General features: G+C 62.6%; 14 protein-coding genes and 1 pseudogene. 4 read left to right on the forward strand and 11 right to left on the reverse strand.

The features are described 5' to 3' along the window. The first annotated feature begins 39 nt into the window (after positions 1–39). Complete coding sequence (locus J7302_RS17885) at positions 40–1,536, forward strand: CoA-acylating methylmalonate-semialdehyde dehydrogenase (protein WP_215377697.1); 1,497 nt, start codon at positions 40–42, stop codon at positions 1,534–1,536. 110 nt (positions 1,537–1,646) lie between these two features. Here J7302_RS17885 and J7302_RS26865 read toward each other — a convergent pair whose 3' ends face one another. The 9 genes and pseudogenes from J7302_RS26865 to J7302_RS17930 form a co-directional block, all read right to left on the reverse strand. Then, positions 1,647–1,775, reverse strand: coding sequence for a hypothetical protein (locus J7302_RS26865; RefSeq protein WP_285899557.1), 129 nt, complete (start codon positions 1,773–1,775; stop codon positions 1,647–1,649). A gap of 54 nt (positions 1,776–1,829) precedes the next feature. Then, the gene (locus J7302_RS17895) at positions 1,830–2,219 is read right to left on the reverse strand and encodes a BRO family protein (protein ID WP_215377699.1); all 390 of its coding nucleotides are present in this window, start codon (positions 2,217–2,219) and stop codon (positions 1,830–1,832) included. A gap of 101 nt (positions 2,220–2,320) precedes the next feature. Next, the gene (locus tag J7302_RS17900) at positions 2,321–3,610 is read right to left on the reverse strand and encodes an NAD(P)/FAD-dependent oxidoreductase (RefSeq protein ID WP_215377702.1); all 1,290 of its coding nucleotides are present in this window, start codon (positions 3,608–3,610) and stop codon (positions 2,321–2,323) included. Positions 3,611–3,815: 205 nt separating this feature from the next. After that, complete coding sequence (gene fabV, locus J7302_RS17905; RefSeq protein ID WP_215377704.1) at positions 3,816–5,024, reverse strand: enoyl-ACP reductase FabV; 1,209 nt, start codon at positions 5,022–5,024, stop codon at positions 3,816–3,818. A gap of 255 nt (positions 5,025–5,279) precedes the next feature. Continuing rightward, a complete protein-coding gene (locus J7302_RS17910; RefSeq protein WP_215377707.1) occupies positions 5,280–6,080 on the reverse strand; it encodes an NYN domain-containing protein in 801 nt (266 codons plus the stop codon). A 248-nt stretch (positions 6,081–6,328) separates the two neighbouring features. Continuing rightward, on the reverse strand, positions 6,329–6,670 hold the full coding sequence (locus J7302_RS17915; protein ID WP_215377709.1) for a zinc ribbon domain-containing protein YjdM: 342 nt from the start codon (positions 6,668–6,670) through the stop codon (positions 6,329–6,331). Between the two features lie 100 nt (positions 6,671–6,770). Beyond that, a pseudogene (locus J7302_RS17920) lies at positions 6,771–7,250 on the reverse strand (LEA type 2 family protein). Positions 7,251–7,778: 528 nt separating this feature from the next. Beyond that, positions 7,779–8,528 (reverse strand): phytanoyl-CoA dioxygenase family protein, encoded by a 750-nt coding sequence (locus J7302_RS17925; RefSeq protein WP_215377712.1) that lies wholly within the window; start codon positions 8,526–8,528, stop codon positions 7,779–7,781. 102 nt (positions 8,529–8,630) lie between these two features. Further along, the gene (locus J7302_RS17930) at positions 8,631–9,467 is read right to left on the reverse strand and encodes an arylamine N-acetyltransferase family protein (RefSeq protein WP_215377714.1); all 837 of its coding nucleotides are present in this window, start codon (positions 9,465–9,467) and stop codon (positions 8,631–8,633) included. Between the two features lie 405 nt (positions 9,468–9,872). On the opposite strand from J7302_RS17930, the gene J7302_RS17935 reads away from it, so the two are divergent. Next, positions 9,873–11,318 carry a sodium:solute symporter family protein gene (locus J7302_RS17935; RefSeq protein ID WP_215377717.1) on the forward strand — a complete coding sequence of 482 codons (1,446 nt, stop codon included), beginning with the start codon at positions 9,873–9,875 and terminating at the stop codon, positions 11,316–11,318. Between the two features lie 426 nt (positions 11,319–11,744). Here the strand turns inward: J7302_RS17935 and J7302_RS17940 are convergent, their stop codons facing one another. After that, positions 11,745–12,029 (reverse strand): DUF2218 domain-containing protein, encoded by a 285-nt coding sequence (locus J7302_RS17940; RefSeq protein ID WP_215377719.1) that lies wholly within the window; start codon positions 12,027–12,029, stop codon positions 11,745–11,747. A gap of 14 nt (positions 12,030–12,043) precedes the next feature. Continuing rightward, the gene (locus J7302_RS17945; RefSeq protein WP_215377722.1) at positions 12,044–12,685 is read right to left on the reverse strand and encodes an NAD(P)-dependent oxidoreductase; all 642 of its coding nucleotides are present in this window, start codon (positions 12,683–12,685) and stop codon (positions 12,044–12,046) included. Positions 12,686–12,787: 102 nt separating this feature from the next. Between J7302_RS17945 and J7302_RS17950 the strand changes: the two genes are divergently transcribed. Both J7302_RS17950 and J7302_RS17955 read left to right on the forward strand, forming a co-directional pair. After that, positions 12,788–13,681 (forward strand): LysR family transcriptional regulator, encoded by an 894-nt coding sequence (locus tag J7302_RS17950; RefSeq protein ID WP_215377724.1) that lies wholly within the window; start codon positions 12,788–12,790, stop codon positions 13,679–13,681. A gap of 73 nt (positions 13,682–13,754) precedes the next feature. Beyond that, the gene (locus tag J7302_RS17955; protein ID WP_215377726.1) at positions 13,755–14,651 is read left to right on the forward strand and encodes a PA4780 family RIO1-like protein kinase; all 897 of its coding nucleotides are present in this window, start codon (positions 13,755–13,757) and stop codon (positions 14,649–14,651) included. The last annotated feature ends 84 nt before the right edge of the window (positions 14,652–14,735 follow it).

Here is a 14,735-nt window from a genome sequence, read left to right on the forward strand (position 1 = left end):
CGCGGACTCACCGAACAAAGCCCTACAAGAGAAACGACCATGAGCAGCATCCCGCACCTGATCAACGGCGAACGCATTGCCGAGCAAGGCCGCAGCACTGACGTGTTCAACCCGTCCACCGGCGAAGCCGTACACAAGGTTGGCCTGGCCAGCCGCGCGACCGTGCAGCAGGCCATCGATGCCGCCAAGGCTGCCTTTCCTGCCTGGCGCAATACCCCTCCGGCCAAGCGCGCCCAGGTGCTGTTCCGCTTCAAGCAACTGCTGGAACAGAACGAGGCGGTGATCGCCAAGCTGATCAGCGAAGAGCATGGCAAGACCCTGGAAGACGCCGCAGGTGAACTCAAGCGCGGCATCGAGAACGTCGAATACGCCTGCGCTGCCCCGGAAATCCTCAAGGGCGAGTACAGCCGCAACGTCGGTCCGAACATCGACGCCTGGAGCGACTTCCAACCGCTGGGTGTGGTCGCCGGCATCACTCCGTTCAACTTCCCGGCCATGGTGCCGCTGTGGATGTACCCGCTGGCTATTGCCTGTGGAAACACCTTCATCCTCAAGCCTTCCGAGCGCGACCCGAGCTCCACCCTGCTGATCGCCGAACTGTTCCACCAGGCTGGCCTGCCCAAGGGCGTGCTGAACGTGGTCAACGGCGACAAGGAAGCCGTGGACGCGCTGATCGAAGCGCCGGAAGTCAAAGCCATCAGCTTCGTTGGCTCGACTCCGATCGCCGAGTACATCTATAGCGAAGGCGCCAAGCGCGGCAAGCGCGTGCAGGCCCTGGGCGGCGCAAAGAACCACGCCGTGTTGATGCCCGACGCCGACCTCGACAATGCCGTCAGCGCGCTGATGGGCGCGGCCTACGGTTCCTGCGGCGAGCGCTGCATGGCCATCTCCGTGGCCGTGTGTGTGGGTGACCAGATTGCCGACGCGTTGGTCGAGAAGATCGTCCCGCAGATCAAGGCGCTGAAAATCGGCGCCGGCACCTCTTGCGGCCTGGACATGGGCCCGCTGGTCACCGGAGCGCACCTGGACAAGGTCACCGGTTACGTGGAAGACGGCGTCAAGGCCGGCGCCCAATTGGTGGTCGACGGTCGCGGCATCCAGGTCGAAGGCAATGAAAACGGCTTCTTCCTTGGCGGCTGCCTGTTCGACCGCGTGACCCCGGACATGCGCATCTACCAGGAAGAAATCTTCGGCCCGGTGCTCTGCATCGTCCGCGTCAACAGCCTCGAAGACGCCATGCAGCTGATCAATGACCACGAATACGGCAACGGCACCTGCATCTTCACTCGCGATGGTGAAGCCGCCCGCCTGTTCTGCGACGAGATCGAAGTCGGCATGGTGGGCGTCAACGTACCGCTGCCGGTTCCGGTGGCCTACCACAGCTTCGGCGGCTGGAAGCGCTCCCTGTTCGGCGACCTGCATGCCTACGGCCCGGACGGCGTGCGCTTCTACACCCGTCGCAAGGCCATCACCCAGCGCTGGCCGCAGCGCGCCACACACGAGGCAGCGCAATTCGCGTTCCCGAGCAATGGTTGATCGGGATTGAGTGGTGAAGAAAAGGCCAGTCGAGAGACTGGCCTTTTTGCTTGAGGAGTGATGACGAGCAGCCCGTAGGATGGGTTGAGCGCAGCGATACCCATCAGCTATCACCGCTCCCCCACGTCCCCCTGAAGCTCGCCAATATGTTCGGTGAGCAGGCGGCTGTCACGGCCAGCGAGATTCAGGGTGAAGAACCAGGTTGCGCCTGGGGTCTGGTCGCGACGGTAATTGGTCATTGATTGGCTTCCTTGTCATGGGGAGTGATGGGTATCGCTGCGCTCAACCACATCCTACGAGTCGACATGGCATGGGACCTGCCCCCACGGCATCCACCGCTCGCCTTGCCACTCCAGCAGCATCAGGCCCTGGCATTGCCAGCTGAGTATGACGCGGTGGGGCAACTCGCTATCCGGAGCGTGCTGGTCGCGCAGAGTGGGGATCACTTCGCGGGTCGGCCATTCATCGAGCTGGTGGTATTCGGGATGGCCGAAGCGGATCAGGGCCTTGTAGAGGCCGGCTTCGTTGATGACGTGGATGACTTCTTCATTGCCGTCGGTGTAGCGAACAGGAACACGCCGGGTCTCAAAGGGCTTCAGGAGGCGGTGCAGGGTTTGCGGGTGGTGCAGGCTGAGCTGGCGGGTGAAGTCGTAGGCGGCTAACCAGGGTTGGTTGTCGCTCATCACGCCGCGTAGGTTGCGGCTGAGCTAAGCGAAGCCCAACGTTTCGGGCGAGGCGCCGCTGTTGGGCTTCGCTGCGCTTGCGGAACGCAGCCCGGCCCAACCTACCGGTTCAAGCGGCAGGTATCGAAAGCGTCACGGGCCTGGAAGGCGGTGTAGGTCATCTGTGCGGCGAGCAAGCCGGCGAGGCCGAAGGTACGGGTCAGGCCAAAGTGGCTGAATCCCGCGGGAATGGGCGTTGATCGGGCGATGGCGTCTGCCAGGACTTCCCCGGCCACGGTGGTCGGCGCCATGCCGTGGCCGCCGAATCCGATAGCGTGCCAGATGCCGGCTTCGTTCTGGCCGATCTGTGCCATCTGGTGGCGGCCGTAGCTCATCAGGCCGCCCCAGGCGTACTGGACCTCGACATCTTCCAGCTGTGGATAAACCGATATCAGGTCCTGTTTCAGCAGGGCGGCGATGGCGTCCGGTCGACGGTCCAGGATGGAGATGCGGCCACCCCAGAGGATCCGGGAATCGGCGAGCGGCCGGTAGTAATCGAAGGCGAAGCGGGTGTCGTAGATCGCCGAGCGGCAGTCGATGGCGTCCTTGAGCCGTTCGCCCAGCGGCTCGGTAGCCATGACGTAGGTGGCGATGGGCAGCACCGCGCGCTCGATGGGGCGGTACACGCCACGCGCATAGCCGCCGCCGGAGAAGACTACATGCTCGGCATGCACCTCGCCGCCCTCGGTGTGTACCACGTAGCGGCCGGCGCGCCGCTCGATGGCCAGCGCCGCTGAACCTTCGAAGATACGCACGCCGAGCCGGGCTGCCGTGCGGGCGACGCCACAGACGTACTTGAGTGGATGGAAGTGGAAGGCGTTGCGTTCCAGCAGACCGCCGAAGTAGCGGTCGGTTTTTAGTTGCTCCCTGAGCTGGCCGGCCGGGATGGGTTCCCAGTGGACACCGTAGGCCGCCTTCATCAGCTGGCGGGGTTCCTCCAGGCGGGCCGGGTCGTTGAACCAGTTGGCGAGGATCACGCCTTCGTCCACCAGATCGCAGTCGATGTTGTATTGCCGGACACGGTGGCGAATCAGATCCACGGCGTCGATGGTCAAGCGGTAGAGGCGCCGCGCTTCCTCGGCGCCCAGGGTGGCGAGCAGGTCAGCGTTGCCCAGGCTGTAGCCACCGAAGACGAAACCACCGTTGCGCCCCGAGGCGCCATGGCCGACGCTGTGCGACTCCAGCACCACCACGTCGGTGATACCGCGTTCGGCCAGGCCCAGGGCAGTCGAGAGGCCAGCCAGCCCGCCGCCAAGGATGCAGACGCTCGTGTCGATCCGGCCGGACTGGGCGGGGAAGGTCGGTTTGTCGACCGTGGCTTCGTAGAAGGTCTGGGAAAATGGGCTTTGCATCAGTCGCTCCTGTCCGTGAGGGTTTGCCCCTGCGCCTGTCGGTTAGTTGAACGACTGTTTAGCGTCATGGGTGGGGGAGGGCAACCGAATATTCCTCCGCATGTCATTCCGTGAGGGAATGTTTTGCGAACTGGCAGCAGTTCGTAGGGCAAAAGAAAAAGGCCAGTCGCGAGACTGGCCTTTTGCTTGTTGGGTATCGCGTGGCTCAACCCAGTTCGATGCAGTCGAACTGAACCGCTGGCGATACGTCGGCGTCGTAGTCGATGTCCTTGCGCTCGAAGCCGAACAGCTTCAGGAACTCGTGCTTGTAGCCGGCGTAGTCGGTGAGCTGGAACAGGCTTTCGGTGGTCACCTGCGGCCACAGCGCCTTGCACTCGCCTTGGACGTCGTCGCGCAGTTCCCAGTCGTCCAGACGCAGGCGATGCTCACCGTCGGTCTCGGCTGCCTGGCCGTCCTCGCGATAGAGACGCTCGCGGAACAGACGGTTGAGTTGTTCGATGGTGCCCTCGTGCAGACCCTTGTCCTTCATCACCTTGTAGACCAGCGCGATGTACAGCGGCATTGCGGGGATCGCGGCGCTCGCCTGGGTCACTACGGACTTCAGCACTGCCACATTGGCGCCGCCGTTGCGTTTCTGCAGGCGCGCATCAAGGCGCAGGGCAGTGGCGTCGAGGTCGGCCTTGGCCTTGCCCAGCGCGCCGTGCCAGTAGATCGGCCAGGTGATTTCGGTGCCGATGTAGCTGAACGCTACGCTGCGAGCGCCCGGCGCCAGCGCGTCGGCACGCTCCAGGGCATCGATCCACAGTTCCCAGTCCTGGCCACCCATCACGGTGACGGTGTCTTCGATTTCCTGCTCGTTGGCCGGCTCGATCGAGGCCTGGATGATGGTGTCCTTGTTGGTGTCGATCGCGGTGGAGGTGTAGGTCTCACCGATCGGCTTCAGTGCCGAACGCTTCAGTTCGCCTGAGCCGGGCAGCTTGCGCACCGGCGAAGCCAGCGAGTAGACCACCAGGTCAACCTGGCCACCCATCTCGTTCTTGATCAGTTCAATGGTCTTTGCGCGGGCTTCGTCGGAGAAGGCGTCGCCATTGATGGAGCGGCTGTAGAGGCCTTCCGCCTTGGCGAACTTGTCGAACGCTGCAGCGTTGTACCAGCCGGCGGTGCCGGGTTTGCTCTCGGTGCTGGGCTTCTCGAAGAACACGCCCAGGGTGTCGGCACCGTAACCGAATGCGGCGGTAATCCGCGCCGCCAGGCCGTAGCCGCTGGAAGCGCCAATCACCAGGACCTTCTTCGGCCCGTCAGTGCGCACACCACGCGCGCGAGTCGCTTCGATCTGATCGCGTACGTTGAGCTCGCAGCCCAGCGGATGCGTGGTGGTACAGATGAAACCGCGTACTTTGGGATGGATGATCAACTTGTATACCTCACCAGGGAATGCGCCTGCCGTATCCGAATGCCTCTCTGGAGGCTGGTCATTCAAATGCCGACAAGCGTTGTCGCGAAATGGGTGCCCGATATTAGCGCAAGGAGTCGGGTTTATGGTTCGTTGCGGCCAGCGATTGGCGACGCACCGTGAAATGGACGCAGGTCGACGCCGATCAGACACGTCTTGATGGATATCACATCGATGTTTCCCACGCGGGTGATGGGCCGGGTGGCTCCAGATCGGCTATTTGCCGGACTTGCGATTGCGCACGTACAGCGACTCGCCGCCGCTGGCGCTGCTGCCCCTGACCTGGATCTCGAAACGTTTGTTCTGTCCCTTGACCAGGTCGCTGAGCTTCTTGAACCCATAAAGGCGGGCATCGAAGGCCGGGCGTAGCTTGCTGATGTTCTGGCCAAGGGCGCCGAGCTGGATCCAGCCGTCTTCGTCGGAGACGTCGTCAATCAGCTTGGCGATGAAGTCCACCGGCACCTTCTGCGGCTTGGGTTTCGCTTCTTCCCTGGGCTGTTCGCTAGGGGGTTCCCCCGCTACGACGGGCTGTGGTTTGTCACTGCTGCTGACCTGGGCTTCGGCGCGGAGGATTTCAGTGTAGATGAACTTGTCGCAGGCAACGACGAAGGGCTTGGGCGTTTTCTCTTCGCCGAAGCCGTAGACGCTGAGCCCTTCTTCACGCAGGCGTGCGGCGAGTCGTGTGAAGTCGCTGTCGCTGGAGACCAGGCAGAAACCGTCGAAGCGTCGTGTGTAGAGCAGGTCCATGGCGTCGATGATCAGGGCGCTGTCGGTGGCGTTCTTGCCCTTGGTGTAGGCGAACTGCTGGATAGGCTGGATGGAGTGGTCGAGCAGGACCTTCTTCCAGCTCCCAAGTTGGGGCCCGGTCCAGTCGCCGTAGATGCGTTTGACGCTGGCAACGCCGTACTTGGCGATTTCCTCGAACAGGCCTTCGATGATGGCGGCCGGTGCGTTGTCGGCATCGATCAACACCGCGAGGTGCTTCTGCTGACGCGTGGACTGCGGTTTGATGGCCATGGTTCGTCCTTGCTGGGGGAGGGCTGAACATACTGCGGTTGGGCGCCGGAGCGCCATGGGGCGGATGTACGTTCGGTCGACCGGCAGTGAAGGTGAAGCAGATTGAACCTTTGAAGCCCAGCGGCTCTGGGCACCTTGTTTCTAGTCTCGTGGAGCCAACCTGGGGCAAGGCGTTGGTGAGGGGGAGCGGGGGAGGAACTTCGAGCGGAGCCCCCCTCTCCCTGAAAGAGAGAGGGAGCCAAGCGGCGTCAGACCTTGCGGACGAACTCCGACTTCAGCTTCATGGCGCCGATGCCGTCGATCTTGCAGTCGATGTCGTGGTCGCCGTCGACCAGGCGGATGTTCTTGACCTTGGTGCCGACCTTGACCACCAGCGAGGAGCCTTTGACCTTGAGGTCCTTGATGACGGTGATGGTGTCGCCGTCCTGGAGGACATTACCAACGGAGTCCTTGATCACCTTCTCGTCGCTGGCGGTTTCGGCGGAGGCGTCAGCGGGCCATTCGTAGGCGCACTCCGGGCAGATCAGCTGGGCGCCGTCTTGGTAAGTGTATTCGGAGTTGCATTTGGGGCAGGGCGGCAGAGTGCTCACGGAAACCTCGATATCAGGCGTGGAAAAACCGCATATTGTATAGGGGATCTTGTCGAATTGGGGCGTTCTTCCTGTAGACAGGGGCATGTTGTGCAGGGACTCAGGGTGTGTCCCGGGGCTCGGGAATGCTGATCACGCCCGCGTTGGTAAAGCGACGGGTGCCCCAGAGTCCGCCGCCCAGTTTGCCACGCAACCTGTAGGGCACATGCTGCACCGGGCCATTTTCGGTGATCCCCCAGGCTTGCCGCAGTAGGGAAAAGGCGGAAATGGTCACCGGGACTTCGATCAGGCTCTCACCGAACCCATTCACAACACCGCCCCGGCTGCTGACGCCGCTGGCGAGTGGTAGGCCGTTGACGTCCAGTTCCAGTGCTACGCCGTTGTAGTTGATGGCCGCTTCATTAGGGTTCTGTATCCGCAGCTTGAGATTGAAGCGCATTTCCAGTCCCGCGCCGGGTAGCGGCTGCATGCCTGCCAGATCGACGCGCTACGGATCTCGTTGGCCAAGGCTGCCACAGCCAGCAAGCAGAAGGGCCAGAAAGGTGCCAGCGATCGGCCTGGAGAGTCTGGGATAGCGCATGCAGGCTGCCCCTTCGGGAATCTGCCTTGAGTAAAGAACAGGCTGGCGGCTGCGTCTTTGGGTGCCCACAAATTCTGTGGAGCGCACTGTGGATATCTTTTGGATACTTCGTCAGGGCGCCCGTACTTGCTGTGCCAGCGGCGGTTGCTCGGTCATTGATCGCCCGGGGTGCAACTCGTGCATGGGCGAGGCATTGTCGCCGGTGATTCGGGATACCCACGGATTCTGTGGAGCAAGTTGTGGATAAGTTCTGAATGCTTATCTGCAAGGCCCAAGTTTAAAGGCTTTGAAGCGGTTGCTTGGTTTTTGTACAGGTGGGTTGTGGTCAAGGATCTGTGGGTTGCACCGGGAAGGTCTCTGGCCTGCGTTTGCGAAAGAATTCGCTCACACACACGGGACTTTGGCGCGAGCTGGAACAAGCGGAGATGCACACAGAATCTGTGGGGCTCTCTGTGGATATCTTCGGGATAAACGTCTGGGTTGCCCATGATGGCTGGGCTGGAAGCAGTTGCTTGGTTCTTGAGCGGTTCAGTCGTATTCGGCTGCTTCGTGGTCGCCAAGCAGGCGGCGTTGACGGGGTGAGCAGGCAGCCAGGACTGTGGGGTTGAAGTGCCAGTCCAGGTAAGGGGAGAACTTCTGCGCCACCATGCGGCGTCCGTAATGCACCTGCAGCAGGTAGCGGGTGCGGTCGGGGGTGCGGTTGCGGCTGCCGGCATGCCAGAGCTCGCTTCGGAAGATGAGCACATCTCCGGCCTTGCACAGCACTGGCCGGGCAGCCTGCCCGTGCCAGCGGGTTTCGCCGGGCGCGGGTCTGCGGCCGGCGCGGTGGCTGCCGGGAATCACCAGCGTGGGGCAGAGGTCGGCGTCGATGTCGTCGAGGTAGAGGTGTGCGGTGCAGATCTGCATCGGCAGCTGGAATCCCGGGTCGGCCAGCAGCGCCTCGGGCAGTTCCATCACCAGGTAGTCCAGATGCAGGTCAGCACCGATGAAGCCTGGATGGCTGCGCCAGGCGGTCTGGCCAACGACGTGGCAGTCCAGCCCGAGCGCGGCTTCGGCCAGTTCGATGACACCCGGCAGGTCGAGGTAGGGCAGCCAGGATGGGGCACGGTTGAACACGCACTTGAAATGGTCGTCGAGCAGGCCGATGTAGTCCCAGTGGATGGGCTGGAGCTGGTCGATGGCAAGACGCAGGGCCTTGACCTGCTGGGTGTCCAGAATGCCGGGGAGGAGGGTGAAGCCCTGGGTGTGGAGGGCCTTGAGGTGTTGGGCGATATCCATGGTGAGGTCTTCCCGGTCGGGGATGACTTCAGAGTGGCACTGGTTTGCGGGCGGAGCCAGTCGGCGTTGCCCTCTCCCCATGGTGGAGAGGGCGGCAGCGCCTCACGCCTTTAACAACCCCTCCAGCCTAACCCGCAGCGGCTCGATGTCTTCCTCGACCAACCCGATCCGGAAGTCGTCAAGCAGCGTTTCGATGATCTGCTCGGCGCTCTCCAGCGTGCGGCTGTCCACTCGGCCATCGACATAGCGACGGTTGAAGGTGCCATTGGCCAAAGTGAGGCGGCTGTCGCCTTCGGTGCGGGCGATCATCAGCATCTGGCGGAAGATGCTGTCGGGATGGGTGGAGGTGTACCAGTTGCGGGCGATGTAATCGACCCAAGGGCTGGGCGTCAGGTTGAATCGGTAGACCGCCACCCAACCCTGTTCCGGCCGGTGGTTTTCCAGTTGCAGCTCGCCGCTGGCGTCATCCTGCGAGCGCAGCCGGAATGGGAAATCCGGCAGCTCGGTGCCATCCAGCGGCATGGCGCGGAAGGGCGTGGCGGAGCCGAAACCGACGTCGACGAGAAATGGGCCCTCGTCCAGCTGCACGCGCAGCGCCAGGTGAGACTGCATGGTTTGCGGGGCGTCCAGCGGCAGGCCCCAGCGTACGCGGGCGATGAGCAGTTCGACGGGATAGCCAAGACCGAGTAGCAGGCGGGCGAACAGCGAGTTGAGCTCGAAGCAGTAGCCGCCGCGTTGTCGCTCGACGACTTTGGCGAATACCGCATTGGCCTCGATGGCGATGGGCCGGTCGAGCAGGACATCGACATTCTCGAAGGCCACGCGCTGCTGGTGGGCGGCAATCAGCCGGTCGAGGGTCGCCAGGTCGGCTCGCTGTGGCGCAGGTACGTCCAGGTAGCGCAGGTAGGTTTCCATCTGCTGTGGGTTCAGCGCGTGCATGGGGAGTCAGCTCCGTGACAGTAGAGCGAGGATGCTAGCAGAACGGGTTCGATTAGCCGCTACCTCCTGCAGCGGTGTTTTTCTTAAGCAACGGTCATTGTAAAAAATAAAAAACTATCGAGTCGCAGGATGGTGGCGATATCTGCTCTATGTAGGGGCTTCCAGTCGATTTGTGGATTTTGCTCACCAGGCATTCTGTCGATTTTTATGCTCACCAGCATCGTAATTGTTTGACATATTTTACGTCTTTGGCAGACTGCGCGACCGTGGCAAGTGCCCGAGGTCCTGTAATCCAGGACTCGCCACGCCAATAACAAAAACTTCGTCCGTCGTGGTGCCCTGTGCGAGCCCCCTTCCTCGGCAGGTTTCCAGACCCCGACTGTCGTGCCTCTGGAACAAGAACAAATGCTGATCTGGTTTGTCGCGGTTTACCTGCTGATCACGGTGGGTGTCGGTTTCTACGCATCCACTCGAGTCAAAAACTCCAAGGACTTCGCGGCCGGTGGCCGGAGCATGTCCTTCCCCCTGGTTGCGGCGATGGTGTTCGCCACCTGGTTCGGTTCGGAAGCCGTGCTGGGTATCCCCGCGACTTTCATCGAGGAAGGCTTCGCCGGGATTGTCGAAGACCCCTTTGGCTCCTTCGGTTGCCTGATGCTGGTGGGCCTGATCTTCGCCCGTCCGCTCTACCGCATGAACCTGCTGACCATCGGTGACTTCTTCCGCAAGCGCTTCGGCCCGAACGTGGAAATGATCACCAGTCTGGTCATCATCGGCTCTTACCTGGGCTGGGTAGCAGCACAGCTCACTGCGCTTGGCGTGGTGTTCAACGTGCTGTCGGACGGCTCCATCACCACTACCCAAGGCATGCTGATCGGCACAGCCATCGTGCTGCTCTACACCCTGTTCGGCGGTATGTGGTCCGTGGCCCTGACCGACTTCATGCAGATGATCATCATCGTTGTCGGACTGGTCTACCTGACCTGGCTGGTCGGTGACATGGCGGGCGGTCCCGAGCCGGTGATCACGCATGCGGCATCGGAGGGCAAGTTCGCCTTCATGCACAGCTTCGAGCCGAAGGACATCGTGGCCTTCATCGCAGCGGCTGTGACCATGATGTTCGGCTCCATTCCGCAGCAGGACGTGTATGCCCGGGTGATGTCGGCCAAGACCGAGAACATCGCTGCGCGTGCATCCATGACCGGCGCGGTGTTCTACCTCTCCTTCTGCATGTTGCCAATCTTCCTGACCTACGCCGCCTCGATGATCGACCCGGCCATGGTGCAGAAGTGGCTGGCGGAGGATTCGCAGATGATCCTGCCGCACCTGATCATGGAGCGTACGCCGCTGTTCGCGCAGATCATGTTCTTCGGCGCGCTGCTGTCGGCGATCATGTCCACCGCTTCCGGTACCTTGCTGGCGCCTTCGGTGACCTTCACCGAGAACGTGCTCAAACGCTTCATCCCGGACATGAACGATCGCCAGTTCCTGCTGGCCATGCGTCTCAGCGTACTCGCCATGACCGTGGCGACCTCGGTGTTTGCGCTGTACTCCGACGCGAGCATCTACGAGATGGTCGGCAACGCCTACAAGGTGACCCTGGTTGCCGCTGTAGTGCCGCTGTTCGCCGGTCTGTTCTGGAAGCGCGCGACCACCCAGGGTGCCTTGGTGGCCATCGCCTTCGGTCTGCTGTCCTGGATCTACCTGGAAGCGACCTACCAGGAAACCGACTTCTGGCCGCCGCAGCTGGCAGGGTTGATGCTCAGCGCGCTGGGCATGCTGATCGGCTCGCTGCTGCCGCAGTTCGTAGGCACCCGCCGCGAGTCGCTGGAAGCAGCTCCGGCCAACGCCTGATTGCCGGCTTGATGAAAAGGCCCCGCCTCGTGCGTAATGCTGGTCACTTAGGCATTGGCGGCAGCGCATATGAGGAGGGGCGTGATCGGCCTTCGGAGCAGTCTGCCACCTCAAGCCCGATTTCATGAAGGCCCTGTAGGAGCGAGCTCTGCTCGCGAAGGAGGCGGGTTTGCGAGCAGAGCTCGCTCCTACGAGAGATACTTGCCCAACAGAAACAACTTCGTGATGGTGTAAAACCAAAAACGCCGCCCTCCTGCTGAAGGAAAAGCGGCGTTTTTTCTTATGTGAACAGCATTACCCGCCTCGTGCGGGGCTTTTTTGTGGACGCAATCAGCGTTCCTTTACCCTGCCTCCTCTCTATTACGGGCGAGGGGACGGGGACGCGGGGCACTCCGGATGAATCTGCCCCCCGCAAGAAGCCAAGCCTCAGGCATTCCATTCCAATTGCAGTTCTTCCTGCCAGGCCACCCGGACGAAGTGGCTGCCAACGATTTCCTGTAGGCGGTCGAGGCCCTCTTGCGTCTGGCTTTCCACGCTGAGGGTCAGACCGTCGCCTTCGGCGCGGAGCAGGCCAAGGCCAAGGTCGAATTCGATGCGGCCTCGTTGCTCGTCGAACTCCACCGTGACCCGGTGGGCGAAGTGCTTGCACAGGCGGCTGATGTAGCGCGCGGGGGTGGGGGTGGCGACGTAAGCGGATGCGGTAAGGGTCATGCTGACTCCTGGGCTCAATAGCTGACGGTAAAGCGTTGGCGGAGGTGCTGCGGTTGTTCCAGTTCGTCGACGATGGCCACCGCGAGGTCGGCCACCGAAATGCTTGCCGGGTGATCGCCACTCATCAGCAACTGGTCGCCGCCAATACGGAACTTGCCGGTGCGCTCGCCGGGCTGGAGCAAGGCCGGCGGGGAGAGAAAGGTCCAGTCCAGTGCGGTTTCTTCACGGATCAGGTTGAGGGCCTGGCGCGCGCCTTCGGCGCCTTCCTTGTATTCGGCGGGAAACTCCGGCGTGTCGATCAGTTGCAGGCCGGGCGCGACGTAGAGGCTGCCGGCTCCGCCAATCACCAGCAGGCGCTTGACGTCGGCCTGTTTTACACCGTCGAAGATCGCCCGGGTGCCCTGGATAAAGCGCTCACGGATGTCCGGGGTACCCCAGCCCGGGTTGAATGCGTGGACCACGGCATCGTGGTCGGTCACGGCCTGGGCAATGGATGCGACGTCATAGGCATCGGCTTTCTGCGGCGTCAGGTTGACGTGCTGCAGCAGCTTCTCCGGGTGGCGGACGATGGCGGTTACCTGGTGGCCACGTTGCAGGGTTTCGTTGAGAACGGCTGCGCCGACAAAGCCGCTGGCGCCGATCAGGGCGATTTTCATGGGGCATCTCTTGGGTAGGTTTTGAGGTGATGCATAATCGCTGCTGGATAATGGTTCGAAAAAGTGCCTGAAGGTGGTTTGACAATTAAGCGGAGCTTACGAATGGAGCAGCTCAAACGCATGGCGGTGTTCGCCACTGTGGTCGATAAGGGAAGCATGGTGGCCGCCGCCGAGGCCCTGGGCATGACTGCCTCGGCGGTGAGCCAGCAGATTCGCAAGCTGGAGCAGGAGACCCAGGTCAGCCTGTTGCACCGCACCACCCGCAAGCTGACCCTGACCGAGGCCGGCGCGGTGTTCTACCGCAGTTGCGCCCAGGTGCTGGAGCTGGCCCAGCAGGCCGAGCAGCGCCTGGCGGAATTGCGCGATGCCCCGGTGGGGGAGTTGCGCATCGCCGCGCCGGTGGGGTTTTCCGGCAAGCCGCTGACCGATGCGCTGGCGCCCTTGCTGGATGCGCACCCGGGGCTGAGCCTGCAATTGTTCTTCCACGACGAGCAAGTCGACCTGATCGAGCGGCGCATCGATCTGGCCATCCGCGTTGGTCGCCAGGAAGATTCCAGCCTGGTGGCGCGGCACCTCGGCGACTGGCCCACGGTACTCTGCTGTGCGCCGGCCTACCTTGCGCGCAAGGGGCCAATCCAGCGGCCCGAGCAGTTGCTGGTGCTGGACTGGATCACCCTCAACGGTGAGCGCCAGCTGCGTCAGTTGGTCCTCCAGGGGCCGGGCGGCGAGGAGCAGCGCCTGCGGATCGAAAGCCGGGTGGGTTGCAACAATATTATGTCGGTACGCAGTTTCACCCAGGCGGGGATGGGTGTGTCGCTGCAGCCGGAGCCTGAAATCCGCGAGGAACTGGCCAGCGGTCGGCTGTTGGCGCTGCTGCCGGAGTGGCAGCCGGCGGATATCGGCATCTATATCGTTACGCCGCGAAGAGACGCACAACCGGCCAAGGTGCGCTACGCCATCGAAGCCCTTCGTCACACGCTGCTGCGACGTGGATAGGCGAGCGGCCTCGCATGCCGTATAACGTCGCTCAACAATGCCCTGATCGCCCGAGGTTGCCTGTAGCACACGCATGAAGACGCCAAAACGCATTGAGCCATTGGTGGAAGATGGCCTGATCGACGAAGTCGTGAGACCGCTGATGAGCGGCAAGGAGGCTTCGGTGTACGTGGTGCGCTGCGGCGATGAGCTGCGCTGCGCCAAGGTCTACAAGGAAGCCAACAAGCGCGGCTTCCGCCAGGCCGCCGAGTACCAGGAAGGCCGCAAGGTCCGCAACAGCCGCGATGCCCGGGCCATGGCCAAGGGCTCCAAGTACGGTCGCCGCGAGCGCGAGGATGCCTGGCAGAACGCCGAAGTGGCGGCGCTCTTCCGCCTGGCCAACGCCGGGGTCAGGGTGCCTAAGCCCTACGACTACCTGGACGGCGTGCTGCTCATGGAACTGGTCTCCGATGGCGAGGGCGACGCCGCGCCGCGACTCAATGACGTCGATCTGACGCCTGAGGACGCACGCGAATTCCACGCCTTCATGATCGGCGAGATCGTCAAGATGCTCTGTGCCGGCCTGGTCCATGGCGACCTGTCCGAATTCAACGTGCTACTCGACCCCTACGGCCCGGTGATCATCGACCTGCCGCAGGCGGTGGATGCCGCCGGCAACAACCACGCCTTCCGCATGCTGGAGCGGGATGTCGGCAACATGGCTGAGTATTTCGGCCAGTTCGCTCCCGAGCTCAAGTTCACCCGCTACGCCAAGGAAATGTGGGCCCTCTATGAGGAAGGGAAGCTGACCCCGGAGACACCGCTCACCGGGCAGTTCGTCGAACCGGAAGCCGCCGCCGACATTGATTCGGTGATGCGCGAGATCAAGGCCGCCCTGGCCGATGAGGCACGGCGCAAGGCCGCCCTGGCGGAGCAGGATGCGCCCGCCGACCGAGACGAGCCGCCGCCGCCACCCTGGATGAACCACTGAGACAACGTTGCGAGCCCTTGGGGCCTCCCGGCTTGACCAGTCTGGTTCTGCGCACGATCCTTATCCGCTGTATTGATGTGGAGA

Source organism: Metapseudomonas boanensis (genome assembly GCF_018704125.1).
GTDB lineage: Bacteria > Pseudomonadota > Gammaproteobacteria > Pseudomonadales > Pseudomonadaceae > Metapseudomonas > Metapseudomonas boanensis.